Consider the following 25,822-nt stretch of genomic DNA (forward strand, 5'->3'; position numbering starts at 1 on the left):
TGATGATCGTATCCAGCCCCGCGCGGCACCGCGCTCCCGCCAGTCGTCGGTACGCGTGCGTTTCGTTCCTAATGCACCATTCGTTACAACCCCCGTGACGACATGGATGACCCCCGTCGGGGTGGCGTTGATCGTCGGTGGCATCACCACGCTCATCGTTTTCCGCCGGGCTCTTTTCGGGCTCGGCCGCACCGAAGACGCGGCCGGCGGCCCCGCGGAGCTGGGAGAACACGCCCAGCGCCGCAAGACCGACGACCTGCGAGGTACGGCCCGCCGCACGGAAGGCCCAGCCGCCGAACCCAACGCGAACAAACGCGCAGGTTCTCCGGACCATGTCGCAACACCCATCCGCCAGCGCACCGGCACAAGAACCGCGGCAGTCGTCCCGAACCCCCGAAGCTCCCGGGAACTCTGGCCGACCACGAGCCCCGGCCCGGAACCATCCGAACGATCAGCAGCTCAGCACCCTTCCCATCCCACCGACCGCACCGAAGGGCAGCCTCCGATGTGGCCTGCGAGCCAACCCGACGAGCACTGGACCAACCACCCCGACGAGACCTGGCCGCCTGAGCAGCCCGACGAGGCGTGGACCGAGCCCCAACACCTCGAAACCCCACACATCGAACCCGACCGCTTCCCCCAATGGCCGGCCCGCACCAGGCCGGCAGACCCATCACCGGTCAATCTCTCAGCGACCGAACCGGTCACCCCTCAAGATCCCTATTCAGTACGCCCGGAGCGCACCGAATCCCGCCACGGCGACCGGGTCGAAGGCTGGATCCGCCCCCACTACCGCGAAGACTCGCCATCCGGCGACTACTGGACCCCGATCCCCGAAACCAGCTACGGCTGGCCAACCCCGGTAGAACGCCTCCCCGAACTCTCCCCCACCCCCTCGCCCGACCACGAATCCGAACCAACCCTCGTAGTCCCCCCCTGGCCTCCCGCAACCCCCAACACCCCCACAGCCACCCCCCACACCCGCCCCCCGTCCTCAACCCCCACCCCACCCACCCAGCCCCTCCCCCAGCACCGCCACCCCACCTCCCCACTCCCCAGCTATCCCCCGACCTCCTACTCCCCGTCCACCTCACCCTCCGACGCCGCCTACCCGTCAGGTCCGCCTTCGACGGCCGGCTTCACCCCTGGCTCGTCTTCGGAGGCTGGCTATCCGGTGGGACCGTCGTCGGATGCCGGGTACCTGGGTCGCCCGTCTTCGGACGCCGAATTCTCATCCGGCTCGCCTACGGACGGCCGCTATCCCGTTGGTCCGTCCTCGGATGCCGGCTTCTCGCCCAATTCGACTTCGGGCGGCCGCTACTCCGCTGGTCAATCAGAGGACACCAGCTATCCGGCCGACTACGGGGACTCCCGGTTCTCGGCAGACTCGTACTCAGATCCCTGGCACCCAGCCGGACCACCCGCCAGCAGCCGTAACCCGTCCGCATCGTCCGCCGGTAGCCGTAACCCGTCCGCGCCGCCCTTCGGCACCCGCCCGCCCGCCGTCCGCCCACCGGTGGCGACGTCCGGTGCCCGTCAACCGATGGACCTCCCGCCTGCAAACCGGGGCCCCGCATTCCCCCATGCCACCAACCACCAACCGGTGGCCCCACCGCCGATGAACCGTCCCCCGGTGGCCCCGGCTCCCGTCAACCAGGCCCCGGTTCCGCCGCCTCCCGTTTCCCACCGTCCGGCGTCCCCGCCGTACGCCGGTGACTCGCTGCAGAACTCGCCGTCGTCCGGCTTCTTCTCACCCGTCGAGGACGAGACCTCGCAACCCGGCGAGGAGCCGAAGTCGCGATCCACCCGGGCCGACCGTCCGAAGCGCGGTAAGGGCAACGCCGGCAAATCCGCCAAGCGTGGCCGTAACGCCGCGTCCGAGTCCGCCACCGAACCGGACCCGGCCGGCAAGCCGAGCTCCGACGAGGAGCAACGCCCCCGGGGCGCGAAGGCCAAGCCGCGCACGATCGCAGGCCAGCTCGTCCGGCGTACGTTGGGTGCGGCTGCTCGGTCGAAGCCCATCCCGGATTCTCCGCCGGAGGCCGATCCGACCTCTGCGCTGACACCGCCCGAGGCAACGCCACCCCCGGCCGAGAGCACCACCGAGCCGGACGCAGCCAAGGACAACAAGACGCCGTCCGCAGAAGACGTGGCAGCCGAGAAGCCGAAGAGCGAATCAGCCCCGCCGGCGGTCAAGGGCGGCCTCCCGCAGTGGGCCACCGAGGGCTGGCACGCCCCCAGCTTCGCCCGCCTGGAACAAGCCCGAAAGGAAGCCCAGGCCGCCCCACCCGCCGAACCCTCCGCGCCGCAGCTACCCGGCCCGGCATCCCTGCTGCCCCAACCGGCAACAGCCCTGTACCTACCGCAAGCAGGATCAGCCCCACACCGCCGCCAGATCACCGCCGGCCCCCACCCACCCCAGCCCGACACAGTCCAGCAACCACCCACGCCCCTCCAGCAACCCCGTACAGGCCCCGCACGTCAACACCCCCCGGCCGACGTAACCCAGCGCCTCCAGATCAGCCCGGCCCAACTCGGCCGAGCCCTCCAGCGCCCCGAGTCCAACCAGGTCCCACAGCCACCCCGGTCCGGGTCAACACCGAACCACCCCCAGGGCGACATGCCCGAGCAGCATCCCCGGTACGGTCCCCCCGGCCAGGCCGTCCGCAACACCCCGCCCGGCCAGGGCGTCCGCAACACCCCGCCCGGCCAGGCGCTCCGGAACAATCCGGCAGGTCAGCCGCTCCGGAATACTCCGTCCGGCCAGCCGTCCCGGAACAATCCGGCCGGTCAGGCGCCGCGGAACGCCCCACCCGGCCAGGGAGATCGGACTGCTCCTGGTCAGGAAGCCCGGAGTGCCGGGTTCGGCCAGGGAGACCGGAATGCTGCGCTTGGACAGGGAGGCCGGAATGCTCCGGCGGGCCAAGCACATCGGAACGCTCCGGCAGGCCAAGCGCAGCGGGACGTTCCGGCGGGCCAAGCGCATCGGAACGCCCCGGCAGGCCAAGGGCAGCGGAATGCTCCGGCGGGCCAAGCACATCGGAACGCTCCGGCGGGCCAAGCACATCGGAATGCGCCGGCACGTCAAGGGCATGGGAACGTTCCGGCGGGCCAAGGCCAGCGGGACAACTCGACCGGTCAAGGACCCCGGAACGTTCCACCCGGCCAAGCTGACCGGACCAACCCGGCTGGTTCGGCGTTCAGGAGCGCGCCAACCGCGTCGGCGCCCTGGGCCGCCCCGGTAGGACTGCCCGAGGGATATGACCAACACCCGCCGACAGGTGGCAGGCGGCCGTATCCCACGCAGAACGAGTCAACGCAGCAGCCACCCCGCGGTCAGTCGACGCAGCAGCCACCCCGCAGTGGGTCGTTCCAGGAGCCCGCGCGTGGCGGGTCGATGGAGGAGCCAAGGCTCGGTGGGCCGGCGCAGCGGCCGCCGTATGAAAGGCCGCCTTACGACAGTTCGCCTTACGACAGTTCGCCCTACGACAAGCCGCCTCATGACAGCCAGCCCCATGACAGGCTGCCCCATGACAGGCCACCTCATGACAGCCAGCCCCATGACAGGCCGGCTTACGACGCCGGCCGGGGTAATCCGGCCGTCTACCGGGATGTGAGTCGCGATGGTGGGCGGGGGGCCTATTCGGGGCGGGAGGAGAGTGCGGAAGGGCCGATCTGGACTGTGCCGGATCTTCCTGATGCGGTGCTTCCTGATTTGAGCTGGGCGCCGGGGGAGCAGCCGGTTCGCAGGCAGCGGAGTGCGACGGATGCGCCCACGCAGATGCTGCCGGAGATCGGGAACCGGGGGCGGCGGCAGGCTGATTCGTCGAGCACCGTTTATGTGAGTCGGCATGCGGCTGATCCGAGTAGTGGGGCTGGTGCCGGGGCTCAGTGAAAGTGCTGGCCGGATAGGGTGGGGGGATGGTTTCCTCGCCCTATTCCGACCTTACTCGGCCGCCTTTGGGCGTTCGGGCTCTGCAGCGGGCCCTGGTTGTTCCGGGTGGGATCTGGCAGCGCCTTGATGTGGTGGGGGAGACCGGGTCGACCAATGCCGATGCTGCGCGGGCTGCGCTCGACGGGGTGGCTGAGGGGCTTGTTGTTGTTGCTGAGCAGCAGGTTTCGGGGCGGGGGCGGCGGGACCGGCAGTGGGTTTCGCCGGCTCGGGCGGGGTTGACGCTGAGTGTTGTGTTCCGGCCGGGGGTCGCCGTCGCAGAGAAAGACTGGCCGGCGGCTCCGCAACGCACGTGGGGCTGGTTGCCGCTGCTCGCGGGGGTGGCGCTCCGGGAGGCCGTGCAGCGCGTCGCCGAGGTGGACGCCGGGCTGAAGTGGCCCAACGATCTCCTGGTCAAAGTTGACACAGCGTGGGGGAAAGCAGCCGGGATCCTGGCCGAGGTCTCGGGGGATGCCGTGGTTGTGGGGATCGGGCTGAATGTCAGCACCCGTGCCGAGGAGCTGCCGGAGACCAATGGGTTGCCGGCGACCTCGCTGCTGCTGTCCGGGGCGAAGAGCACCGACCGTGACCCGCTGCTGCGTGCTCTGCTGCGTAGTTTCGGCCAGTGGTATGCGGGCTGGCGGGAGGCCGGTGGTGACGCCGAGATGTGCGGGTTGCTCGCTGCCTATCGGGAGGGCTGCGCCACGATCGGCCGGGAGGTCCGGGTGCTGCTGCCCGACGGGGGCGAGCTCGTCGGCACGGCTACGGACATCGATTCTGACGGGCAACTGATCGTTCGTGCGGTTTCGGGCTCCGAGCGGCGTGTGTCGGCTGGGGACGTCCTGCACGTACGCTGAGGCCGTGCCTTTTCCGGACGACGTCCTGACCGATGAGGAGGAGGTCGTCCTCCATCTTCACCCGCATGCGCGGGCCGCGGTGCTGCCGATCGTGGTGCTGGCCGCAGCCCTCGCCGTGATGATCATGGTGTGGGTGATGTTGCCGCCGAATACCGGTGGGCTGATCGGTGTCTGCGTGGTCGGCGCGGTGGCGTTCTTCGTGGCGGTGCGCCGCGGGGTGTGGCCGTTGCTGGTGTGGCGCACGACCCATTACGTGATCACCGATGAGCGGATCCTGCTGCAGGACGGGGTCGTGGCCCGGGAGCGGCGGGATCTGCCGCTCAACCGGATCAACGACCACGTTGCGACCCAGTCCCTGCTCGACCGGGTGCTGGGGTGCGGGACGCTCACCGTGGATTCGATCGGGGAGCGCTCCGCCGTGCTCGCGTCGGTGCCGCACGTGCAGCAGGTGCAGACGACGCTCTACGAGCTCATCGAGACCGACCGCGAGCTGCGGCCGGACGACGACGATGAGGCGGAAGTGCTGGAGGAGCCGGTGGTCACACAGCGCGGCGTTGCGCGTCGATCTCCTGGGCGATCTCCGCGTCCAGGCGGCCCTCCGACTCGGCGCTGAGCTCGGCCAGACCGGCCGCGACGTCCATGCCGGCGACGCTGGCCTCGTGACCGTCGACTGCGGGCTTGAGGAAGACGAAGGTGCGGTAGGCCCAGAAACGGAACACCGTGGCGACCGCGATGCCGAGCAGGGTGACGCCCATGAACAGGACGGCGTCCTTCTCCTCGCTGAGGCCGAAGCCGTACTTGCCGATGCCGACGGCGCCCGACTGGATCACCATGCCCGCGAGGTTGAAGCCGAAGAACAGCGTGTATTCGCGGCGCAACGCGGTGCGGGTGTGGTTGCGGTAGGTCCAGAAGCGGTTGGCGAGGTAGGCCAGCGTTGTCGTGACGACGGTGGCGATGATGCTCGCCTTCACGGCGCCGATGGGCAGCAGTGCCCAGGTGATCGCCATGTAGAGGAGCGTGTTCGCTGCACCGATAACGCCGAACGCCAGGGCCTCGGGGGCGAGGTGGCGGAGGCGTTCCGACAGCGGGCGGGCTGAAGGCATTGGGCAACCTTAAGGGGGGAAGGGATAAGACGACGAACCGAACCGGAAGCTGGGGTTCGTCGTCACATTCGCCGGACGGCGCTCGGCGCCGTCTTGTGGGTGGGGAGCGCCGTCATCTTCGCGACCGGCGGGGCCGGGTCTGCCGGGGCGGCCGCAGGGGCCGGAGCCGGGACCGGGGCCTCGCCGAAGACGAAGCGGCGGTACGACCAGAAACGGAAAAGCGTGCCCACGGCGGTGCCGACCAGCTGGCCGGAGATGTTGTCCGCGAGCGGGGTCTGGAACTCGGGCCAGATGGAGCCGAGCCCGTAGTGGCTGATCGCGAGGCAGGCCAGACCGATGCCCAGGCCGACACCGTTGAGCAGGAAGAACACGGTGTACTGGCGGGCCATGTTGGTGTGCTCGCGATGTCGCCAGGTCCAGTAGCGGTTGCCGGCGAAGGCAACGGACGTGGCGATCAGGGTGGAGCCGGTCTTGGCGAGCAGTGACTCGGCGCCGGTCTGCAGCAGCACGTTGAAGATGACGAGGTCGATGGCGAACGCGATGCCGCCGACGGTGCCGAATTTGCCGACCTCGCGCACCAAAGCCCCGAAGCGTGCCCGCAGAGCGGGCAGGATCGTGGCAGCAGGCACAGCCTCGAGAGTACCGGCGTCCGTCACCCGCTGCTGTTTTCGTGAGCGACTCTTAATCCGCGGGGGTCGCATGGTTCCGCTGTCTGTACGGTCGGTAGTGACGCTGGTTGATTTCGGTCACTTCCGCCAATCGAGCCCGGCACTCCGTACACCACGCCACGTGAGCCTCAAGGCGCACGGAGTCACGATGCGCGAGCCGGCCCCGGACGCGGCCGCCCAGCCGGTCGCCGACCCAGCGGCACTCGGGTGGGTCGGCCACGGCGACATGCTGCTGCAGATAGAGCCGGCGAAGACCCTCACGCGCGCGGTGGGCGAGCACGGCGACCGCGTTGGGGGTCAGGCCGAGCTGCGGCGCCACCTCGGCGGGGCTCGCGCCTTCTATTTCGGTACGCCAGAGCACGTCACGCCACCTGTCGGGCAACGCGTTGTACGCCCGCGCCGCGTACGTCCGCTCGAGCCGTTCCAGCGCGGGGTCGAGAAACGGCTGCCCCTCGTCGTACCGGGTCAGATCATCGGTGAACTCGAGCCGGCGGTCCCGGCGTGCCCGGTGGTAGAGAACGTGCCGCAGGGTCGTGTGCAGGTAGGCCCGGAACGCCACGATCGGCCCCCGCCCGGCCCGCAGCGTGGCGAGCACCTTGGCGAACGTCTCGGAGACCAGGTCATCGGCGTCCGAGGGGTCGGTGACCAGCCCGTGGGCGAACGCGCGCGCCGCCGACCGGTGCCGCTGGTAGAGCAATCCGTAGGCGTCGGTGTTACCCGCCCGCACCGCAGCCAGCAACTCGGTGTCAGCGTCATCGGCCGACGAGCCTGACAAGCCCGAGCCTGCCGGGTTCGTCATTCCTGCCTCCTGAAGCGGGGGGAGTGAGAGGAAAGACCCAACTACCAGCCAGCTTATGCCCTTTTGTCCACTTTGTGAAAGTGGGAGCGCTCCCTGCTCGGAGTTGCGCTAGGAAGCGAAGAATCAATCGCTAATGAGCATGACGCCTGAAGATTGTGTGGTCTTCCACAGGATCGACCGACGAAACCAACGTTTTATCGGCTTAGGCTGACGTGATCCCCGTTACGTGAGGGCCGGACAACCGGCCTGATTCGTCACAGGTCATGCCGACCGGAGGGAATCACATGTCCAGCCATCCCACACCGCACACCCGACTGCGCGCCTGGGTCGACGAGACCGCGGCGCTCACCCAGCCCGACCGCATCGTCTGGTGCGACGGCTCCGACAAGGAGTGGACGCGCCTCACCGACGAGCTCGTGGCCGCCGGCTCCCTCGTCCGACTGGACCGCGCCCGCCGCCCCAACTCGTTCTGGGCCCGCACCGACCCCGGGGATGTCGCCCGGGTCGAGGAACGCACGTTCATCTGTTCCGCCGATCCCGCCGACGCCGGCCCCACCAACAACTGGATGGCGCCGGCCGAGATGATGCAGACGATGACCGGGCTCTACCGGGGCTGCATGCGTGGACGCACGATGTACGTCGTCCCGTTCTGCATGGGCCCGCTCGACGCGCCGAACCCCATGTTCGGCGTGGAGCTGACCGACAGCGCCTACGTCGTGGCCTCGATGAAGATCATGACGAGGATGGGTACGACGGTGCTGAACGCCATGGGTGCCGACGCCGACTTCGTCCCGGCCCTGCACTCCGTGGGTGCGCCGCTCGATGACGGACAGGAGGACGTCGCTTGGCCGTGCAACGAGACGAAGTACATCTCCCACTTCCCGGAGACCCGCGAGATCTGGTCGTACGGCTCCGGGTACGGCGGCAACTCCCTGCTCGGCAAGAAGTGCTTCGCCCTGCGGATCGCCAGCGTCGCCGCCCGTGACGAGGGCTGGCTCGCCGAACACATGCTGATCATGAAGCTGACCTCACCCGCGGGCCGGGTCCGCTACGTGGCCGGTGCGTTCCCCTCGGCGTGCGGCAAGACCAACCTGGCGATGCTCCAGCCGACGCTGCCGGGCTGGAAGGTGGAGACCGTCGGCGACGACATCGCCTGGATGCGCTTCGGTGAGGACGGGCGGCTCTGGGCCACCAACCCCGAGTTCGGCCTCTTCGGCGTCGCGCCGGGCACAGATCAACACACCAACCCCAATGCGATGCGTACGCTCGCCCGCGGCAATTCCGTGTTCACCAACGTCGCACTGACCGACGACGGCGACATCTGGTGGGAGGGCATGGGTGAACCGCCCGCGCACCTGACCGACTGGAAGGGCGAGGACTGGACCCCCGATTCGCCCGGCCCGTCCAGCCATCCGAACAGCCGCTTCTGCACGCCTATCAGCCAGTGCCCGATCCTCGCGCCGGAATACGACGACCCGCGCGGCGTACCCATCGATGCGATTCTCTTCGGTGGCCGGCGCCGGACGACCGTGCCCCTGGTGACCGAGGCCCGGGACTGGGTGCACGGCGTCTACTTCGGTGCGACGCTCTCGTCGGAGACCACGGCGGCGGCGGTCGGCAAGGTCGGGGTGGTGCGCCGGGACCCGATGGCGATGCTGCCGTTCATCGGATACAACGCCGGCGACTACTTCAACCACTGGATCGAGATGGGTAAGGCGGCGTCCGGCGACGCGGAGCTGCTGCCGAAGATCTTCTACGTGAACTGGTTCCGCCGTGGTGACGACGGCCGGTTCCTCTGGCCCGGGTTCGGCGAGAATTCCCGGGTCCTCAAGTGGATCGTCGAGCGGCTGGACGGCGAGGGCGAGGCGATCGAGACGCCGATCGGGCACGTGCCGACGCCCGAAGCGCTCGACCTGACCGGTCTGGACCTCGACGAGGCCGACGTGCGAGCGGTGCTGAGCGTCGACACCGACGAGTGGCTCGCCGAGATCCCGCAGGTCGAGGAGTGGTTCGCCAAGTTCGGCGACAAGCTCCCGGCCGTGCTCTGGTCCGAGCTCGACGCGCTCAAGTCCCGCCTCAACGCCGCGTGATGCCCCGCGCCCGCCTTGCGTCGCGCTCACGCGCGACAAAGTTCGAGGCGGGCGCGGACTGGGTACCAACAACGTCATGACGAGCGCGACAGTGACCCCGGGCGTCGACTACGGGCGACCGGTGGCTGTCCGGGTGCTGACCGGGCTGCTGATCGCGACGGCTGCGGCCACCGCGGGGGTCGAGCTCCTCAATTACTGGTACGCGACCGAGCACGGTTTCGGGCTCGCCGTCCGAACAGGCTGGGCTCTGCTCCGTACGGTCGGCTGGCTGATCTTGATCTGGCATGTGCGCCGCGGCAGGGCAGCGGCCCGTCCCCTCGGTCTGATCCTCGCCGTCACCACCGTCTTCGCGGTCGGCCGCCTGCTCGTCCCGCGTGAGGGCACCCCGCCGACCGCCGGTGTCCTCGGGTTCGCCGCCCTGACCGTGCTCTGCGTGACCGTGGTGGTGCTGCTATACCGGCACCCGGCCGTGCAGGAACATCTGGTCCGGCACCCCAACAAGATCGTGCTGACCCGCGACGGGTTCGAGTGGCGCGAGGCGACCCCGAAACGCCCGCCGCTCGCCGCCTGGGCCATCACCGCGCGGGTCGCGTCCTTCACCTACAGCCCGCTGATGCTCGTGCCCGCGCTGATCTCGGTCAGCGAGCTCGGTGCCCGCCCCGAATGGCTGCTCGCGGTCATCTTCTGGTTCGCGGCCGGCATCGGCGTCAGCTACGCGGTTCTCCTCGCGACCTACTTCCTGCTCAAGGGCAAGCCCTGGGCCCGCGCGCACCTCATCTGGATCACCATCGGGTCCCTCGTCATCGACCTGCCGCTCTGCTACCTGCTGCTGGGCACCGATGGCCTGATCCGGGACGGGTCCCCGCTGGTCGCCGCGTCCCTGCTGACCGTCTATTCGTTGTGGCGCGTGGCGCGGGTCGAAAAAGCCGCATGACCTATGACGTGGTGATCGTCGGTGCCGGCCCCGCAGGTTCGGCCGCCGCGATCGCCGCGCGACGGGCCGGGGCGTCGGTGCTGCTGCTCGACCGTTCCGCGTTTCCGCGCGACAAGGTGTGCGGGGACGGCATCGCCGCCGAGGCGTTCGACGTGCTCGACGACCTCGGCGTCACCGGCATCGCGGACGGGTTCCCGCCGATCGGGTCCCTGCGTCTGGTCGCCCCGAGCGGCGCCGAGGTGGCCCGTCCCCTGCCACGCCCGGCACACACCATCCCCCGTCTCGTGTTCGACGAACTGCTGGTCGAGGCGGCGGTTGCCCGCGGTGCGGAGCTGCGGCAGCACGCGGTTCGTGAGTTGCGACACGATCGCGGCGATGTGGTTCTTGACGGGCGGATCAGGGCCCGGATTGTCATCGGCGCGGACGGCGCGGGCTCCGTCGTGCGGCGGTGGCTCGGGCATCCGGCCAACCCGCCCGGGCACCTGGCCATCGCGATCCGGGGCTATGGGCCCGCCATCGGCAGCGAGCAGCTCATCCGGACCACGAGCGCGCGCTGGCCCGCGTACGCATGGTCGTTTCCGCTCGGGGACGGCACCGCCAACATCGGGTACGGCGAGGTGCTGCGGGGGCGGGCGCTCACGAAGGCGTACCTGACGGGTCGTCTTGCCGATCTGCTGCCCGGCAGCGTCCCCACCGGGATGCGGGCCCACCACCTGCCTCTTTCCACCCACCGTCCGGCGCCTGCCCGCGGCCCGGTGCTGCTCGCCGGCGACGCCCTGTCCCTGATCAACCCGTTCACCGGGGAGGGAATTTTCTACGCCGTGCTCTCCGGGTCGCTGGCCGGTACGGCCGCGGCCACCGGTCCGCAGCGGGCCGCCGCGGGATACACCCGGGCGCTGCGGGCCCGCCTCGGCCGGCATCTGCGGCACTCCGGAACGGCGGCGCTGCTCACCAGGCAGACATGGGTGGTCGACGCCGCGGTCCGCGCCGCCCGCCGGGACGGCCGGGTTTTCCGCCGGATGGTGGATCTCGGCCTCGGTGACGGGGTCTTCGATCTTCGGACGATCGGCCGGATCGGGGCCGAGATGCTCCATTTCGCCCAGCCGCCCTCTTGAGCCTGAGCGTCCGGTCGCTAGGCTTGGCCGCGATGACTCTGCGGTCCCTGGTCTACTCCCTGTACGAGCGGCGACTCGCCGGCAAGCTGGCCGGCAAGCCGGTGCCTCAGCACGTCGGTGTCATGTGTGACGGCAACCGGCGCTGGGCCCGCGAGATGGGTTTCGTCGACCCTAACGACGGCCACCGCGTCGGCGCGCTGCGCATCAAGGAGCTGCTCGGCTGGTGCGACCAGGCCGGGATCGGGCACGTCACGCTCTATCTGCTGGCCACCGACAACCTCCAGCGTCCGGCGGCTGAGCTCGACCCGCTGGTCACGATCATCGAGGACCTGGCGACCGAGCTGGCCGAGGAGGGCAACCCCTGGCGGCTGCGCATCGTCGGCGCGCTCGACCTGCTGCCGGCCCACACGGCCGCCGTCCTCAAGGCCGCGCAGGAGAAGACCCGCGACCGCACCGAGGGCGTCGAGGTCAACCTCGCGGTGGGCTACGGCGGCCGGCGGGAGATCACCGACGCTGTCCGCTCGCTGCTGCACGAGCAGGCCGCGGCCGGGCGCTCGCTGGAGGAGCTCGCCGAGATCCTCGACGTCGAGCACATCGCGGAGCACCTCTACACCCGCGGCCAGCCCGACCCCGACCTCGTCATCCGGACAAGCGGGGAGCAGCGGCTGTCGGGCTTCCTGCTGTGGCAGTCGGCGCACTCGGAGTTCTACTTCCACGACGCCAACTGGCCCGACTTCCGCCGGACGGATTTCCTGCGGGCTCTGCGCTCCTACGCGAGTCGTCAGCGTCGTTACGGCGCTTGATATCTCCCCCGCGCCGGCCCGCGGAGCGCGACGGCAGGTTGCTCACCCCCAGCACGCTGATGACGATGGCGATGCCGGCCCATTCGTGCGCATGCAGGTTCTGACCGAGCAGCAGCAACCCGAAGACCGCGGCGAAAACCGGATGCACGCTCATGAACATGCCGAAGACCTGCGCGGGAACGGTGCGCAACGCGATCAGGTCACCCGCGTAGGGCAGCGCGCTCAGCACCCCTGCGACGGCCGCCCAACCCAGCGCCGCCCCGGTCATCCGGCCCTGTATGAGAAGGATCACTGCGACGGGTAGGTAGCCCATCGCGGAGAGCGACGTAGCCACGGCCAGCCCCTCCACCCCCGGCAGCCGAGCCCCGATCAAACGATTGAGCAGGATGTACGCCGCCCAGCAGCCGGCCGCCACCAGCCCGCACGCGATTCCTGCGTAGTCGCTCGACGCCCCGGGCAGCACCAGGACGTAGACCCCGGCCCCGGCGGCAACGGCACAGACCAGATCCTTTCGCGTACGCGACCCGAGCAGCGCCACCGCCAGCGGCCCGAGCACCTCCAGCGTCACCGCCAGCCCCAGCCCGATCCGCTCGACAGCCGAGTAGAGGCTCAGGTTCATCACCGCGAAGACACCCGCGAGCAGCAGCGTCGGCCACCACTGTGACCAGGTGAAACGGCGCGGGTCGGGGCGCGCCATGGGCAGCAGGACGGCGGCGGCGACGAGCTGGCGCACGGCGACGACCCCGGCCGGTCCGATCGTGGCGAAGGCGTGCGCACCCGCCGCGGCACCGGCCTGATTGGCCGAGGCGCTCGCGAGCATCGTGGCGATGCCGGTCAACCGGCGTGATCTCATGCGCTCAGCCTCGGTCGCGGGCCTCCCGAAGAGAAATACGTCCCACGCCGCACTTATACGCTCTACGTATGGATGTACGGCTGGGGCAGCTCCGAGCGCTGGTGGCGGTCGCCGACGCGGGCACCTTCACCGACGCCGCGATCCCGCTCGGCATCTCGCAGGCCTCGGTGTCCCGGACGATCGCCGCCCTGGAGAAGGAGCTCGGCGCCCGGCTGGTCAGGCGCACGACCCGGCACGTGGAACTCACACCGACAGGCGTACGGGTGGCCGCGCAGGCCCGCCGGATCCTGAGCGAGGTGGCCCACCTCGCCCACCTGGTCGCCGATCGTGGCGAGATCCGGGTCGGGTTCTCCTGGGCCGCCCTGGGCCGGCACACCCGCCGCCTGCAGAAGGAGTGGGCCGCCGCGCACCCCGACCATCCGCTGGTGTTCGTACAGGTCAACGACGTTTCCGCCGGGCTGAGCAGCGACCTGGCGGACGTCGCGGTGATCCGCCACCCGTTCGGCGACCCCCGCTTCGCCACCGCTGAGATCGGCAGGGAGGCCCGTTACGCCGCGGTCGCCACGGACAGCTCGCTGGCCCGGCACCGAACCCTGCGCCTCGAGGACCTTGCCCGCTACACCGTGGCGATCGACCAGCGCACCGGGACGACGTCGCTGGACCTCTTCCCGCAGGACGCCCGGCCCGGCACGATCCGGGAAACCCTCGGCATCGACGAATGGCTGACGTTGATCGCCGCAGGTCAGGCAGTCGGGATCACAGCGCAGGCGACCGCACACCAGTATCCCCGGCCGGGCGTCGCCTATCGGGCCCTGCGTCAGGCCCCGCCGATCTCGGTGCGCCTCGCCTGGTGGCGCGACGACCCACCCGCCTACCTGGACGAACTCCTGGCCCTCACCCGCGGCCTGTGGAACGGCTCAGGCGCTGAGGACGGATAGGGCGTCGGCCAGGAAGCGGGCGACGTCCTCGGGGGAGTCCAGGGTGAGGTCGGCCGCGCTGGAGACCTCGGCGCCCGTCTCCGGGTTGGCCACGGCCACGGCGACGCCGAAGAACGCCGGGTCGACGGCCTCCCGGGCGCGCAGTGCGTCGAACGCCTTGATGTCGGACATGTCGTCGCCGAAATACCAGGCGCAACCCGCACCCAGCACCGCGTCGCTGATGACCATGCCCTTGTCCTGGTCGACCGGGGGCTTGAGCTCGACCACCATGCGGCCGCCCTGGATCCGCAGACCGACTCGTTCGGCCTGCTCATGGCCCCAGCGCTCGACCTCACCCGCCAGTTGCGGCGCCGTGCGGTAGTGCAGGGCGACCGAGAGGCGCTTGTATTCGACGTAGACGCCCTCGGGCAGCTCCGCCTTGGCACGCTCGGCCAGCTCGGCCATCGCGGGCACCCACGGCAGCGCGGCGGGCTCGGTCACGACATCGCCGTCGTGCCACACCTCCAGGCCGTAGAGACCGTAGAGGTCCACGTGCTCCAACGACCCGAAGCGCGACCGGAGGAAGTTCACCGGCCGGGCCGACACGATCGCCACGCGGGCCACCCGCGACGCCAGTTCCTCGAGCACGCCCAGAACAGAGGGGACGGGCTGCGAGGCATCGGGGTCGTCGGTGACCGGCGAGAGAACGCCGTCGAAATCGAAGAAGAATGTTGTGTCCGTAGCGCGCGAGGCGGTGAAACGCAATGCCTCGTCGACGCTGAGGGGGTGCGCGGGGCGCGAGGTCTCAGGCACGAAACCCAGCGTACCCGCCGTACGGCGCGATGCATCCCGGCGCGAGCTTCCTGGAATTGGCGTATGTCGCGGGTACTACCGCGGGGGCTAGTTGACCGCTAGCGTTCTAGGTATGGCACGGGGTTCTCCCGGGCCATCCGATAGCCCGGACCTGCGACAAGTGCGCCACGGGGCCAGCACCCGACCCCGTGAAAGTGACGGGCGCCGGACGTGGCGGACCGCGGGCGGCCGGGTTGCACGCCCGCTGGAGCAGGCCTGTGACATCTCGCCGTAATGACGCCGGGGAAACGCAGAAGATCCCGGCCGCCAAAGACTCCAGCAGCCGCGCCTCCTCGGGGCGGCGTTCCCGAGACCGGCACGCCGACGCGGAGCCCGCTCCAACCGGCAAGGTCTTCGTGCTGGACACCTCGGTCCTGCTCTCCGATCCGGGTGCTTTCCGCCGGTTCACCGATCACGAGGTGATCGTGCCGCTGGTGGTGATCTCCGAGCTCGAAGGCAAACGCAACCATCCCGAGCTGGGCTGGTTCGCCCGTCAATCGTTGCGGATGCTCGACGAGCTGCGGATCAAGCACGGCCGCCTCGACCAGCCCGTGCTCTGCAACGACGAGGGCGGCACGCTGCGGGTGGAGCTCAACCACGCCGACCAGAGCGTGCTGCCGCAGGGGTTCCGCAACGATTCCAACGACACCCGGATCCTCTCGGTGGCTCTCGGGCTCGCCGCGGAGGGTCGTGACGTCACGCTGGTCAGCAAGGACATGCCGCTGCGGGTCAAGGCCGCGGCGGTGGGTCTGACCGCGGACGAATACCTGCACGGCCAGGCCAGCGATCCGACCTGGACCGGCATGGCCGATCTCACCCTCGACGAGGAGGAGGTCAGCAGCCTCTACGCGGGCGAAGAGCTCGAGCTGGAGGCCGCGGAGAACCTGCCCAGCCACACCGGCCTGGTCATCCATTCGGCCCGGGGTTCGGCGCTGGGCCGGGTCACCCCCGACAAGTCGGTCAAGCTTGTCCGGGGCGACCGCGAGGCGTTCGGTCTGCGGGGTCGCTCGGCGGAGCAGCGCATCGCGCTCGACCTGCTGACCGATGACTCGATCGGGATCGTCTCGCTCGGTGGCCGGGCCGGCACCGGCAAGTCGGCGCTCGCGCTCTGCGCCGGCCTGGAGGCGACGATGGAGCGTCAGCGCCACAAGAAGGTGATCGTCTTCCGTCCGCTCTACGCGGTCGGCGGCCAGGAGCTCGGCTATCTGCCGGGCAGCGAGTCGGAGAAGATGTCGCCCTGGGCGCAGGCGGTCTTCGACACCCTCGGTGCGGTGGCGCACGCCAACGTCGTCGAGGAGGTCATGGCGCGCGGGCTGCTCGAGGTGCTGCCGCTGACCCACATCCGCGGCCGGAGCCTGCACGACGCCTTCGTGATCGTGGACGAGGCGCAGTCGCTGGAACGCAACGTGCTGCTGACCGTCCTCTCCCGGATCGGTCAGGGGTCGCGGGTCGTGCTGACCCACGACGTCGCCCAGCGCGACAACCTGCGGGTCGGCCGGCATGACGGTGTGACGGCGGTGATCGAGGCGCTGAAGGGCCACCCGATCTTCGCCCACGTCACCCTGACGAGGTCCGAGCGGTCACCCATCGCAGAGGTTGTCACCGATCTGCTGGAGGAGATCCCGCTCTGACCCTGAGTCATCGTGAGGCGGGCGCCCGGGCCGGGTTCCCGCCTCACGCCATGCGTGGGTTCAATTACATAAAGTCACTCAGCCTACATCGTACGGGTGAGGTGGATGGAGCCGATTCACCCCGTTTTAATGTTAAACATCCTGTGATTCATTTCACAAGGTTGCATTCTTATTTCACATCGCCTTCACGGTGAGCCATGGTGGCTGGCGAGCATGAATGGCGTGGCCCGGCCGGTCGGAGATCGATCGCGGGCCATGCTGACCGGCTGAACGGGCCGGTCGCGTCCTTGCCCCCTACGAAGGGAAACTCTTCGTGAATCGGCTCTGGAGCCGGGTCGGAATCCGTGTGGCCTCTGTGGGACTGCTCGTTGCGGGCACGATCGGCGGGGTCTACCTCGGCCAGAGCCGGGATGTCCAGCCGCAGGGAGCGCAGGCGCAGGCGCGGCTTGTCGTTCAGGCGGACGTGAGCACGGAGTTCGACGAGATGTCGTTGCTCAAGGAGCGCCACAGCCAGCACGCGGCCGCTCGGGCATACCAGCGTGCGGCGGAGGGTGACGCGGCCTCGAAGGTCGCCACCGACGCCAAGAGCGCCGCCAGCAAGGCGCTCACGCAGGAGACCAAGGCGATCGAGAAGAAGGAAGCCGACGAGAAGGCCGCGGAGGAAGCCGCCGCGAAGTCGTCCTCGTCGTCGTCCTCCTCCGGCTCCTCGACGACCGAGGTGGGCCCGATCCCGTCCTCCTGCAGCGAATTCAGCGGCAACCGCGCCACGGGTTGTGCCCTGATGCTCGACGCGGGCTTCGGGATCGACCAGTTCCCCTGCCTGAACAAGCTGTTCAACCGGGAGAGCGGCTGGAACGAGAAGGCCAGCAACGCGAGTTCCGGCGCGTACGGCATCCCGCAGGCCCTGCCCGGCAGCAAGATGGCTTCGGTCGCCTCCGACTGGGAGACCAACGCGGCCACCCAGATCAAGTGGGGCCTCAGCTACATCGAGGGCCGCTACAACACCCCGTGCGGCGCCTGGGACCACTCGGAGAGCGTCGGCTGGTACTGACAGACTTGTGATAAATGGGGTACGCGCTTCGGCGCGTACCCCATTTTCTGTCTTTTGTGGTGGTCAAATGTCTTAATGCTCCGGAAAGTCGCCCTCCTGCTCGTGCTCGGGATCGTCCTGTCCGTGAGCCCGCTCGGCGCGTCCGCCCAGGACAGAGCCCGCGTCGTCGTCGGTGGCACCCTCGCGCCCGCCGGCCGGTTTCCCTGGATGGTCCGGCTCTCCATGGGGTGCGGCGGCGCGCTGACCGCGCCGAGCGTCGTCCTCACCGCCGCGCACTGTGTCGGCAAGACCGGCCCGAACGACCACATCGAGGTCGTCGCCGGCGTCGCCGACCTGCGCTCAGCCGACCGGGTCACCGCCCACTCGGTCGAGGTCGTCCGTGCCCCCAACTTTCGCGACGAGACCCGCGGCGACGACTGGGCACTGATCAAACTGGACCGTGAACTCGACCTGCCGACGCTCGAGTTGGGGCGCGCCACGAACGAGAAGGGCCCGTTCACGATCGTGGGCTGGGGTCAGACCAGCGAGAGCTCCGTCAAGCAGGAGAAACGCCTCCGGTACGCGAGCGTGCCGGTGATTCCCGACGCCGCGTGCGCCAGGGCGTACCGGAAGATCGGTGTGACCCTGGTCCGGGACGAATCGCTCTGCGCCGGGAAGCCGGGGGTCGACACCTGCCAGGGTGACTCCGGCGGCCCGCTCGTGGGGGTGAGCGGGCACCGGTGGATCCAGGTGGGCATCGTCAGCTGGGGACTCGGCTGCGCCCGCAAGGAGTACCCGGGCGTCTACACCCAGCTCTCGAAGTTCCGGCCGGCGATCAAGAAGATGACCGCGAAAATGAGTGTGACCTCCAGTCCGGCCAAGGGCGGTCGGATGGGCTGAGCGTGCCTGATCGTGCACGGGAAGTTGGCGAGAGTGGCGGCCATCGGTAACCATCGGAGGATGAGTTACCCGGGGCCCGAGAGCGACGCGAGCACCAAATTCGGCACGGAGGCCTTCTTCGCCTCGATCGGCCGGGCCTTCGTGGTGATGTGCGCGGTTGTCCCCGTGCTCTTCCTCATCGAGGCGATCGACCGGGGGCTGGGCGCCGGCACGCTCGACATCGCCGGCGGGATCATCCCCCGCCGCATCGACGGGCTCGACGGCGTCATCTTCAGCCCGTTCCTGCACGCCGGCTGGGACCACCTCTATGGCAACAGCATCCCGCTGATCCTGGTCGGGACGTTCGTGCTCGCCGGGGGCACCCGCCGGTTCCTCTGGTCGACCCTGCTGATCGTGCTCGTCAGCGGGTTCGGGGTGTGGCTCGTCGGCGACCCGTCCAGCGTCGTGGTCGGCGCCAGCGGCGTGGTCTTCGGCTATCTCGGCCTGCTCTTCGCCCGCGGTTTCGTCGAGCGCAGCTGGTGGAACCTCGCCGTCGCGGCCTTCATCGGGCTGCTCTACTGGTACCAGATCTACAACATCCTGCCCACGAACGAGGCGATCTCGTGGCAGGGACACCTGTTCGGCCTGCTCGCGGGTGTGGTCGCAGCGGTCGCGTTCCGGCGCCGCCGGCCCCGGCCGGTCCCGGCGCTCTACGACCCCAACACGACCACGCTCACCGATATCTAGGGACTGTTACCGCCACCGCCACCAAGCCTTGTCAGCCCCGACCGGCCCGCCGGGAGCAGCGGCACCAGCACCGCGAGCACCATCAGCCCCGAGCCGAACGAGATCAGGGCGGCGCCGATCGGGTCGTCCAGGCGTACCGAAAGCTAGCCGTTGATCCTGGACTGCACGCTGAGCGCGACCCCGGCGACCACCGCGAGCACGACGCCCGCCGCGCGCCGCCCGGCGGTGACCGCCGGCGGCGCGACGACCTGGGTCACACGGACTCCGGCCAGACCGCCGGCAGGTGACCGTCGAAGTCGACCGAGGAGTAGAGCTTGAGCTTCTCCAGCCGGTGGTACGAGTCGATCACGCGGATCGTGCCGCTCTTGGAGCGCATGACGATCGACTGGGTGTGTGCGCCGCCGCCCCGGTAACGCACGCCCTTGAGCAGGTCGCCCGAGGTCACGCCGGTCGCCACGAAGAAGCAGTTGTCGCCGGTGACCAGGTCGTCGGTCATGAGCACGCGGTCGAGGTCGTGGCCGCCGGCCAGCGCCTTCTCCCGCTCGGAGTCGTCCAGCGGCCAGAGTTTGGCCTGAATCGCCCCGCCGAGGCACTTCAGGGCGCACGCGGCGGTGATGCCCTCGGGCGTGCCACCGATGCCCATCAGGACGTCGACGTCGGATTCCTCGCGGGCCGCGGCGATGGCACCCGCGATGTCACCGTCGGAGATGAACCTGATGTTGGCGCCGGCCGCCCGGACCTCCTGGATCAGGGCCTGGTGCCGGGGCCGGTCGAGGATGCAGACGGTGACGTCGGAGACGTCGGAGCGCTTGGCCTTGGCGATGCGGCGCAGGTTCTCGGTGGCCCCCGCGTTGATGTCGATCACGTCGGCGCAGTCCGGGCCCACCGCGATCTTCTCCATGTAGAAGACCGCGCTCGGGTCGAACATCGCGCCCCGCTCGGCGACCGCGAGCACGGCGACCGCACCCGGCATGCCCTTGCTCATCAGCGTGGTGCCGTCGACGGGGTCCACCGCGACGTCGACCTCAGGACCGGTGCCGTCACCGACGCGCTCGCCGTTGAACAGCATGGGCGCTTCGTCCTTCTCGCCCTCGCCGATCACCACGACGCCCTGCATCGGGATCGAGTTGATCAGCTTGCGCATGGCATCGACCGCAGCGCCGTCACCACCGTTCTTGTCGCCGCGGCCCACCCAGCGGCCGGCGGCCATGGCAGCGGCTTCGGTGACTCTGACGAGATCGAGGGCGATATTGCGGTCCAGGTCCTGGGGGCTTGCTGCAGCGGGCATGGCGGGGGCCTCCTCGCGACGGTGCGGGGGATTCGGATGTCCCGATCCTCACACGTCGACCTGCGCCAAGTCCCGCACACGCGACATGGTTAACAATGGAGAGGTGTCCAGCACCGAAACCCCGGCCCCGAGCACGCGCGGCGACCGCAGGCCCCGCGACATGGCCTTCTCACTCGCCATCCTGCTGATCCCGATCGCGCTGCTGCTGCTGTTCTACCGGTTCGTGCTGGACGGCGACAAGCCGGCGACCGCCGATCCGAGGCCCGCGCTCCAAGAGGCCCGTAACGCGGCGTTGTTCGAGGTCGCGGAGCCGCAGGGGCTCGGCAAGGACTGGCACCTGCAGACCGCCCTGTTCCGCCGGGGGGATGGTGGCGGCACCCTTCGCTTCGGCTACGTGGACCCGGGCGACAAGCCGCTGCAGCTGATCGAGAGCAACGTCGCCACCGCGACCCTGATCCCCGCCGAGCTGGGCAACGCCCCCAAAGCCACGGGCACGATCCGCGCCGGTGCCCGCGCCTGGCAGAAGTACGACGCCCGCAAGGGCGAGGTCGCCCTGGTGCTGATCGAGAAGGGCCGGACGATCATCGTGGTCGGCTCGGACCGCTCGGAGCACCTCGAGGACCTGGTCTCGTCGTTGCCGTAATGGGACAGCGCGGGCATCGTCGATCCCTTAGGCTCCCGCAGTCCCGTTCGAACTGCCTCCGGAGTAACCCTTCATGAATCGACGGTTCGCCGCCGTTCTCGTTCCCCTCCTCGGCCTCAGCCTCGCCGCCTGCACCGACGACCCCCCGACGATCGGGTCGTCGACCTCGGGGATCAAGGCGGGTAACTACACGTTCACCACCACCCTCCCGGGCGACAGCGTCGCCAGGGGCGTCGTGGACTCCCCGAGCCACGCCGCGTCGGTCGACTTCGAGACGCTGGTCGACAAGGACGCCAAGGCCACGATCAGCTACCGGGTCGTCGGCACTGACCGCTTCGTGAAGATCACCACCGGCGCGAGCGAAGCCAATGAGCAGCTGGAGGCCCTCAAGGCGCTCGGCAGCACCGGCCCCGACGCCGAGAAGTTCAACGAGGGCGTGCAGGCCACCGCCGACATGTTCAGCGGCAAGAAGTGGCTCAAGCTCGACCTGACGAAGGTCAAGGCGGAGGATCTGCAGCTCAACGCCGACGATCCCGACGTCGCGGGCGTTGCCGCGCTGCTCGCCGGTGCGACCACGACGAAGGGCGATGACAAGAGCATCACCGGCACGGTCGACCTCACCGGGATCAAGGGCGACTCCCAGATCCTCGGCAAGAGCGCCTTCGAAGGACTCGACCCCGCTCAGGGCAAGGCGATTCCGTACGTTGCCACGCTCGACAAGGACGGCCGGCTCACCAAGCTCGTGCTGGACATGCCGAAGGTGACGAACACGCCGGCCGGCAAGTGGACCGTCGACCTCACCGGTTACGGCTCCTCGGCCAAGCCGGAGGTCCCGCCGGCCGCCGAGGTCGACGACGCGCCGGAATCGGCCTACGAGATGCTCAACGGCGAAGGCTGAGCCTCACTGTTCCGGGCGGGCTGCCCGGGCCGTCTCGATTCGGTCCCGGGCGCCGTCCAGCCAGCGCTGACAGACGTCGGCCAGCTTCTCGCCGCGCTCCCACAGCGCCAGGGACTCCTCCAGCGAGGCCCCGCCCTGCTCCAGCTTCTCGACAACCGTGGCCAGCTCACCACGGGCCTGCTCGTAGCTGAGCTTCTCGTCGCTCATTTCTGCTCCTGTACCTCGGTGCTCAGCTCGCCGTCCGCCAGCCGTACGCGCAGAACGTCCCCCGCCGCGACCTCGTCCGCGGCCCGGACCACGTGGCCGTCGGCGCGCTGCACGATCGCGTAGCCCCGCTCCAGGGTCGCCTTGGGCGAGAGCCCCCGCAGCCGGGCGAGGGTGTGCCGCAGGTCGTCGTCGGCCCGGCGCAGCCTGTTCTCCAGACTCCGCGTGGCCCGGTCGCGCAGCTGCCCGACCTCGCGTTCCCGCTGGTCGACGAGGGTCTCGGGGCGGGCCATCACGGGCCGCGAGCGCCAGGACTCCAGCCGGTGCGCCTCCCGGTCGAGCTGGGTGATCACCGCCCGGTCCAGCCGCCGCCGGGCCTGGGTGATCAGCTGGGTCTCCTCGTCGAGGTCCGGCACGATCCGTTTGGCGGCGTCGGTGGGGGTGGAGGCGCGCAGGTCGGCGACATAATCCACCAGCGGCGCGTCCGTCTCGTGCCCGATCGCGCTGACCACGGGGGTGCGGCAGCCGAACACGGCCCGGCAGAGCGCCTCGTCGGAGAAGGGCAGTAGGTCCTCGACGCTGCCCCCGCCGCGGGCGAGCACGATGACGTCGACGGTGTCGTCGTTGTCCAGGACCTTGAGCGCGTCGATGATCTGGGGCACCGCGGTCGGCCCCTGCACCGGCACGTTGATCGTGCGGAACTCCACGCTCGGCCAGCGGCGGCGGGTGTTCATCAGCACGTCCCGCTCGGCGGCGGACGCCCTGCCGGTGATCAGCCCGATGCGCTGCGGCAGGAACGGCAGCCGCCGCTTGCGGTCGCGGGCGAACAGCCCCTCGGCGGCGAGCAGCTTCTTCAGCCGCTCCAGCCTCGCGAGCAGCTCACCGAGGCCGACCTGGCGGATCTCGTCGGCGCGCAGGCTCAGCGAACCGCGGGCGGGATAGAACTCGGGCTTGGCGTGCATGGTTACCCGGGCACCCTCGGTGAGCCCCGGAGCTCCGGCGTCGAGCACGTCGCGGTGCGCGGTCACGGTCAGACTGAGATCGGCCGAGGGGTCACGCAGGGTCAGGAAGACCACGCTGGCACCGGGGCGGCGGCTGATCTGGGCCACCTGGCCGTCCACCCAGACCCAGCCGAGGCGGGCCACCCAGGCGCCCACCTTCTGGCTCACGACCCGGACGGGCCACGGCTCGTCGGCGGTCGGTTTGGCGTCGGGCTCCGTCACCCGGACCACCCTACGGGCTCGGCTTCCCTCGTCCTCGAGCCCGGCCACCCGCCGGGTTCAGCTTTCGTCGTCGTCCAGGCCGGCCACCCGCCGGGTTCAGCTCTCGTCGTCGTCCAGGCCGGCCACCCGCTGGGTTCAGCTCTCGTCGTCCTCCAGCCCCGCTACCCGGCGGGTGAGGGCTACGGTCAGCAGCACAACGAGCCCCAGGTAGCCCCAGAAGAGCAGGTCGGCGATCAGGTGCTGGCTGTCGACGTGCCACCGGGAGCCCGCGTCGCGCGCCAGGATCGTGAACGGGTATCCGTGCCGCTCGCTGAACGCAGTCATGCAGCAGACCGTGTCGTTCGCGGGGATCGCGCTGACCACCACCCCGGCGACCATCACGGCCGCCCCCACGACATAGCCCAGGATCCCCGGGCGGGCGCCGATCCAGGCGAGCGAGACCAGCAGGACCCCGCCGACCAGGACGATGAAATGGAAGAAGACGTACGCGCCGTCGGGCGTGCCGTCGGAGCGGTCCAGCTCGACGAGCAGGTTGAGCACGGCGATCGCGATCGAGAACCAGCCGACGATCAGCCGCAGCGCGACGCCGAAGGAACCCCACAGGCCGGGGCCTTCCTCGTCCTCCTCGGGCTCCGCCGCCGGGTGGTCGGTGGCGGGACCCACGTTGCCAACGGCGCTCATCGCCCGAGTATCGCGCCCGGCAGTCCGGTTACGTGCGGAAACGCCGCTTGTTGATCACGGCGGCGACCAGTAACCCCGCCATGGCCCAGAAGTACAGGTCGCCGAGGACGTGCAGGAAATCCGGGACCTCCCAGCTGGCCTTCGCCGCGAGGTCCTGAGCGGCATCCGACATCTCGGCCGTCGCGCCCTTGTTCAGCCACTCGTACGGCCAGCCGCGCCACGTGTTGAAGGCCCACATACCGGACAACTGGGACCGTACGGCGAGCAACCCGGCAGCCATACCCACCAGCGCCACCCCGGTGGTGATCACCGCCGTCGGGACCAGCGGCAGCGCGACCCGGTGCGGCATCAGCAGCACCAGCCCGGCGGCGGCCAGCACCACACCGACGATCAGATCGCGGACGAAGCCGTCGAGTGTGAGGTTCAGCAGCAGCCAGGTCAGCCCGAGCACCAGGGTGACGGCGCCGAGGAAGATCCGGAGTGCGCGCATCGCGACTTTCTACCAGGTTGTGGTGCTCATCGCTGCCCGCGGATTCCTGGCCGGTTGCACGTACCATTGCCGGGTGACTTCTGCGAAGCGTGTCCTCCTCGCCAAGCCCCGGGGCTACTGTGCCGGCGTCGACCGCGCGGTCCAGACCGTGGAGGAGGCGCTCACCCTCTACGGCGCCCCCGTCTACGTCCGCAAGCAGATCGTGCACAACAAACACGTGGTGAGCACGCTCGAAGCCCGTGGCGCGATCTTCGTCGAGGAGAACGAGGAGGTGCCCGAGGGCTCCACCGTCGTCTTCTCCGCCCACGGCGTCGCCCCCGAGGTCCACGAGCAGGCCCGCGCGCGCAACCTCAAGGCGATCGACGCGACCTGCCCGCTGGTCACCAAGGTGCATCACGAGGCCAAGCGGTTCGCGAGCGAGGACTACGACATCCTGCTCATCGGTCACGAGGGCCACGAGGAGGTCATCGGTACGGCCGGCGAGGCGCCCGCCCACATCCAGCTGGTCGACGGCCCCGACGACGTCGAGAACGTCGTGGTCCGCGACCCGTCGAAGGTGGTCTGGCTCTCCCAGACGACCCTGTCGGTCGACGAGACCATGGAAACCGTCGCCCGGCTCAAGACCCGGCTCCCGCTGCTGCAGTCCCCGCCCAGCGACGACATCTGCTACGCGACCTCCAACCGCCAGCACGTGATCAAGGAGATCGCCCCCGACTGCGACGTCGTCATCGTCGTCGGCTCCACCAACTCCTCCAACTCGGTCCGCCTCGTCGAGGTCGCCCTCGGCGCCGGAGCCCGCGCCGGCCACCTGGTCGACTACGCCTCCGAGATCCAGGACGAGTGGCTCGAAGGCGCCTCGACGGTCGGCGTCAGCTCGGGCGCCAGCGTCCCGGACGACCTGGTGATGGAGGTCCTCGCGTTCCTCGCTGACCGCGGCTTCGGCGAGGTCACCGAATACACCACCGCCGAGGAACGCCTCACCTTCTCCCTCCCCCAGGAGCTCCGCCGCGACATGAAGGCCGCCGCAGCAGCCCGCGAGCTGGCAGCCGCCGCAACCGCCCGCGCCTGACCGCGCCCGCGCCTGACCGCGCCCGCGCCTGACCGCGCCCGCGCCTGACCGCGCCCGCGCCTGACCGCGCCCGCGCCCGCCCGCGCCCGCGCCTGACCGCGCCCGCGCCCGCCCGCG

At 69.8% G+C, this 25,822-nt stretch carries 24 protein-coding genes and 1 pseudogene; 14 read left to right on the forward strand and 11 right to left on the reverse strand.

Translation table 11 applies throughout. From position 1 onward, the window contains the following. Positions 1-2,593 precede the first annotated feature (2,593 nt). Positions 2,594-2,932 (reverse strand): hypothetical protein, encoded by a 339-nt coding sequence (locus tag Ahu01nite_RS21330; protein ID WP_203838333.1) that lies wholly within the window; start codon positions 2,930-2,932, stop codon positions 2,594-2,596. A gap of 989 nt (positions 2,933-3,921) precedes the next feature. Here Ahu01nite_RS21330 and Ahu01nite_RS21335 point away from each other — a divergent pair. Then, positions 3,922-4,788 carry a biotin--[acetyl-CoA-carboxylase] ligase gene (locus tag Ahu01nite_RS21335; RefSeq protein ID WP_203838334.1) on the forward strand — a complete coding sequence of 289 codons (867 nt, stop codon included), beginning with the start codon at positions 3,922-3,924 and terminating at the stop codon, positions 4,786-4,788. Between the two features lie 4 nt (positions 4,789-4,792). After that, positions 4,793-5,401, forward strand: a complete 609-nt coding sequence (locus Ahu01nite_RS21340; RefSeq protein ID WP_203838335.1) for a PH domain-containing protein — start codon at positions 4,793-4,795, stop codon at positions 5,399-5,401. Here Ahu01nite_RS21340 and Ahu01nite_RS21345 read toward each other — a convergent pair. The 3 genes from Ahu01nite_RS21345 to Ahu01nite_RS21355 all read right to left on the reverse strand — a co-directional run bounded on the left by Ahu01nite_RS21345 (position 5,328) and on the right by Ahu01nite_RS21355 (position 7,358). After that, on the reverse strand, positions 5,328-5,891 hold the full coding sequence (locus Ahu01nite_RS21345) for a GtrA family protein (protein WP_203838336.1): 564 nt from the start codon (positions 5,889-5,891) through the stop codon (positions 5,328-5,330). The genes Ahu01nite_RS21340 and Ahu01nite_RS21345 overlap by 74 nt on opposite strands. Before the next feature lie 62 nt (positions 5,892-5,953). Next, positions 5,954-6,592, reverse strand: coding sequence for a GtrA family protein (locus tag Ahu01nite_RS21350; RefSeq protein WP_203838337.1), 639 nt, complete (start codon positions 6,590-6,592; stop codon positions 5,954-5,956). After that, complete coding sequence (locus Ahu01nite_RS21355; RefSeq protein WP_203838338.1) at positions 6,573-7,358, reverse strand: sigma-70 family RNA polymerase sigma factor; 786 nt, start codon at positions 7,356-7,358, stop codon at positions 6,573-6,575. The genes Ahu01nite_RS21350 and Ahu01nite_RS21355 overlap by 20 nt, the downstream gene beginning before the upstream one ends. Positions 7,359-7,621: 263 nt before the next feature. On the opposite strand from Ahu01nite_RS21355, the gene Ahu01nite_RS21360 reads away from it, so the two are divergent. From Ahu01nite_RS21360 to Ahu01nite_RS21375, 4 genes are all read left to right on the forward strand, one after another. Next, complete coding sequence (locus tag Ahu01nite_RS21360) at positions 7,622-9,448, forward strand: phosphoenolpyruvate carboxykinase (GTP) (protein WP_203838339.1); 1,827 nt, start codon at positions 7,622-7,624, stop codon at positions 9,446-9,448. Between the two features lie 76 nt (positions 9,449-9,524). Continuing rightward, entirely contained in the window at positions 9,525-10,382 is an 858-nt protein-coding gene (locus Ahu01nite_RS21365; protein WP_203838340.1) for a hypothetical protein, read from the forward strand. After that, complete coding sequence (locus tag Ahu01nite_RS21370) at positions 10,379-11,497, forward strand: NAD(P)/FAD-dependent oxidoreductase (RefSeq protein ID WP_203838341.1); 1,119 nt, start codon at positions 10,379-10,381, stop codon at positions 11,495-11,497. Before Ahu01nite_RS21365 ends, Ahu01nite_RS21370 begins: the two co-directional genes overlap by 4 nt. A 32-nt stretch (positions 11,498-11,529) precedes the next feature. Beyond that, positions 11,530-12,300, forward strand: coding sequence for an isoprenyl transferase (locus Ahu01nite_RS21375; RefSeq protein WP_203838342.1), 771 nt, complete (start codon positions 11,530-11,532; stop codon positions 12,298-12,300). 67 nt (positions 12,301-12,367) lie between these two features. Here Ahu01nite_RS21375 and Ahu01nite_RS50510 read toward each other — a convergent pair. Then, positions 12,368-13,153: pseudogene (locus Ahu01nite_RS50510) on the reverse strand (EamA family transporter); the annotation flags it as partial. A 68-nt stretch (positions 13,154-13,221) separates the two neighbouring features. On the opposite strand from Ahu01nite_RS50510, the gene Ahu01nite_RS21385 reads away from it, so the two are divergent. Continuing rightward, positions 13,222-14,091 carry a LysR family transcriptional regulator gene (locus Ahu01nite_RS21385; protein ID WP_203838343.1) on the forward strand — a complete coding sequence of 290 codons (870 nt, stop codon included), beginning with the start codon at positions 13,222-13,224 and terminating at the stop codon, positions 14,089-14,091. On the opposite strand, the gene otsB is transcribed toward Ahu01nite_RS21385, so the two are convergent. Beyond that, positions 14,071-14,883, reverse strand: coding sequence for a trehalose-phosphatase (gene otsB, locus Ahu01nite_RS21390; RefSeq protein ID WP_203838344.1), 813 nt, complete (start codon positions 14,881-14,883; stop codon positions 14,071-14,073). The two genes, Ahu01nite_RS21385 and otsB, sit on opposite strands and share 21 nt — an antisense overlap. A 257-nt stretch (positions 14,884-15,140) precedes the next feature. Between otsB and phoH2 the strand changes: the two genes are divergently transcribed. The 4 genes from phoH2 to Ahu01nite_RS21410 all read left to right on the forward strand — a co-directional run bounded on the left by phoH2 (position 15,141) and on the right by Ahu01nite_RS21410 (position 19,209). Next, positions 15,141-16,553, forward strand: a complete 1,413-nt coding sequence (gene phoH2, locus Ahu01nite_RS21395) for an RNA 5'-3' helicase PhoH2 (RefSeq protein ID WP_203838345.1) — start codon at positions 15,141-15,143, stop codon at positions 16,551-16,553. A 313-nt stretch (positions 16,554-16,866) separates the two neighbouring features. Next, entirely contained in the window at positions 16,867-17,604 is a 738-nt protein-coding gene (locus Ahu01nite_RS21400; RefSeq protein WP_203838346.1) for an aggregation-promoting factor C-terminal-like domain-containing protein, read from the forward strand. A 75-nt stretch (positions 17,605-17,679) separates the two neighbouring features. Then, positions 17,680-18,483, forward strand: coding sequence for a S1 family serine peptidase (locus tag Ahu01nite_RS21405; RefSeq protein ID WP_203838347.1), 804 nt, complete (start codon positions 17,680-17,682; stop codon positions 18,481-18,483). Positions 18,484-18,543: 60 nt separating this feature from the next. Next, complete coding sequence (locus Ahu01nite_RS21410) at positions 18,544-19,209, forward strand: rhomboid family intramembrane serine protease (protein WP_203838348.1); 666 nt, start codon at positions 18,544-18,546, stop codon at positions 19,207-19,209. A gap of 253 nt (positions 19,210-19,462) precedes the next feature. Here the strand turns inward: Ahu01nite_RS21410 and glpX are convergent, their stop codons facing one another. Continuing rightward, positions 19,463-20,497 carry a class II fructose-bisphosphatase gene (glpX, locus tag Ahu01nite_RS21415; RefSeq protein ID WP_203838349.1) on the reverse strand — a complete coding sequence of 345 codons (1,035 nt, stop codon included), beginning with the start codon at positions 20,495-20,497 and terminating at the stop codon, positions 19,463-19,465. Between the two features lie 103 nt (positions 20,498-20,600). Between glpX and Ahu01nite_RS21420 the strand changes: the two genes are divergently transcribed. Continuing rightward, positions 20,601-21,140 (forward strand): DUF4245 domain-containing protein, encoded by a 540-nt coding sequence (locus Ahu01nite_RS21420; protein ID WP_203838350.1) that lies wholly within the window; start codon positions 20,601-20,603, stop codon positions 21,138-21,140. 73 nt (positions 21,141-21,213) lie between these two features. Continuing rightward, positions 21,214-22,038: a hypothetical protein gene (locus Ahu01nite_RS21425; protein WP_203838351.1), complete on the forward strand. Its 825-nt coding sequence runs from the start codon at positions 21,214-21,216 to the stop codon at positions 22,036-22,038. 3 nt (positions 22,039-22,041) lie between these two features. Here the strand turns inward: Ahu01nite_RS21425 and Ahu01nite_RS21430 are convergent, their stop codons facing one another. From Ahu01nite_RS21430 to Ahu01nite_RS21445, 4 genes are all read right to left on the reverse strand, one after another. Continuing rightward, the gene (locus Ahu01nite_RS21430) at positions 22,042-22,245 is read right to left on the reverse strand and encodes an exodeoxyribonuclease VII small subunit (RefSeq protein ID WP_203838352.1); all 204 of its coding nucleotides are present in this window, start codon (positions 22,243-22,245) and stop codon (positions 22,042-22,044) included. After that, positions 22,242-23,465, reverse strand: a complete 1,224-nt coding sequence (gene xseA, locus Ahu01nite_RS21435; protein ID WP_203838353.1) for an exodeoxyribonuclease VII large subunit — start codon at positions 23,463-23,465, stop codon at positions 22,242-22,244. Before xseA ends, Ahu01nite_RS21430 begins: the two co-directional genes overlap by 4 nt. Before the next feature lie 135 nt (positions 23,466-23,600). After that, a complete protein-coding gene (locus Ahu01nite_RS21440; protein WP_203838354.1) occupies positions 23,601-24,146 on the reverse strand; it encodes a hypothetical protein in 546 nt (181 codons plus the stop codon). Positions 24,147-24,174: 28 nt separating this feature from the next. Continuing rightward, on the reverse strand, positions 24,175-24,636 hold the full coding sequence (locus Ahu01nite_RS21445; protein ID WP_203838355.1) for a hypothetical protein: 462 nt from the start codon (positions 24,634-24,636) through the stop codon (positions 24,175-24,177). 22 nt (positions 24,637-24,658) lie between these two features. Here Ahu01nite_RS21445 and Ahu01nite_RS21450 point away from each other — a divergent pair, with 22 nt between their 5' ends. Continuing rightward, positions 24,659-25,705: a 4-hydroxy-3-methylbut-2-enyl diphosphate reductase gene (locus tag Ahu01nite_RS21450; protein WP_438874807.1), complete on the forward strand. Its 1,047-nt coding sequence runs from the start codon at positions 24,659-24,661 to the stop codon at positions 25,703-25,705. Positions 25,706-25,822: the final 117 nt, after the last annotated feature.

Source organism: Winogradskya humida (genome assembly GCF_016862215.1).
Taxonomy (GTDB): domain Bacteria; phylum Actinomycetota; class Actinomycetes; order Mycobacteriales; family Micromonosporaceae; genus Actinoplanes; species Actinoplanes humidus.

Excerpts from the sequence above, each read along its gene's own strand:
- Ahu01nite_RS21330 (WP_203838333.1), bottom strand. The coding sequence starts at position 2,932 with ATGTGCTTGGCCCGCCGGAGCATTCCGGCCTCCCTGTCCAAGCGCAGC.
- Ahu01nite_RS21335 (WP_203838334.1), top strand. The coding sequence starts at position 3,922 with ATGGTTTCCTCGCCCTATTCCGACCTTACTCGGCCGCCTTTGGGCGTT.
- Ahu01nite_RS21345 (WP_203838336.1), bottom strand. The coding sequence starts at position 5,891 with ATGCCTTCAGCCCGCCCGCTGTCGGAACGCCTCCGCCACCTCGCCCCC.
- Ahu01nite_RS21350 (WP_203838337.1), bottom strand. The coding sequence starts at position 6,592 with ATGCGACCCCCGCGGATTAAGAGTCGCTCACGAAAACAGCAGCGGGTG.
- Ahu01nite_RS21355 (WP_203838338.1), bottom strand. The coding sequence starts at position 7,358 with ATGACGAACCCGGCAGGCTCGGGCTTGTCAGGCTCGTCGGCCGATGAC.
- Ahu01nite_RS21360 (WP_203838339.1), top strand. The coding sequence starts at position 7,622 with ATGCCGACCGGAGGGAATCACATGTCCAGCCATCCCACACCGCACACC.
- Ahu01nite_RS21365 (WP_203838340.1), top strand. The coding sequence starts at position 9,525 with ATGACGAGCGCGACAGTGACCCCGGGCGTCGACTACGGGCGACCGGTG.
- Ahu01nite_RS21370 (WP_203838341.1), top strand. The coding sequence starts at position 10,379 with ATGACCTATGACGTGGTGATCGTCGGTGCCGGCCCCGCAGGTTCGGCC.
- Ahu01nite_RS21375 (WP_203838342.1), top strand. The coding sequence starts at position 11,530 with ATGACTCTGCGGTCCCTGGTCTACTCCCTGTACGAGCGGCGACTCGCC.
- Ahu01nite_RS21385 (WP_203838343.1), top strand. The coding sequence starts at position 13,222 with ATGGATGTACGGCTGGGGCAGCTCCGAGCGCTGGTGGCGGTCGCCGAC.
- Ahu01nite_RS21405 (WP_203838347.1), top strand. The coding sequence starts at position 17,680 with ATGCTCCGGAAAGTCGCCCTCCTGCTCGTGCTCGGGATCGTCCTGTCC.
- Ahu01nite_RS21410 (WP_203838348.1), top strand. The coding sequence starts at position 18,544 with ATGAGTTACCCGGGGCCCGAGAGCGACGCGAGCACCAAATTCGGCACG.
- glpX (WP_203838349.1), bottom strand. The coding sequence starts at position 20,497 with ATGCCCGCTGCAGCAAGCCCCCAGGACCTGGACCGCAATATCGCCCTC.
- Ahu01nite_RS21425 (WP_203838351.1), top strand. The coding sequence starts at position 21,214 with ATGAATCGACGGTTCGCCGCCGTTCTCGTTCCCCTCCTCGGCCTCAGC.
- Ahu01nite_RS21430 (WP_203838352.1), bottom strand. The coding sequence starts at position 22,245 with ATGAGCGACGAGAAGCTCAGCTACGAGCAGGCCCGTGGTGAGCTGGCC.
- Ahu01nite_RS21440 (WP_203838354.1), bottom strand. The coding sequence starts at position 24,146 with ATGAGCGCCGTTGGCAACGTGGGTCCCGCCACCGACCACCCGGCGGCG.
- Ahu01nite_RS21445 (WP_203838355.1), bottom strand. The coding sequence starts at position 24,636 with ATGCGCGCACTCCGGATCTTCCTCGGCGCCGTCACCCTGGTGCTCGGG.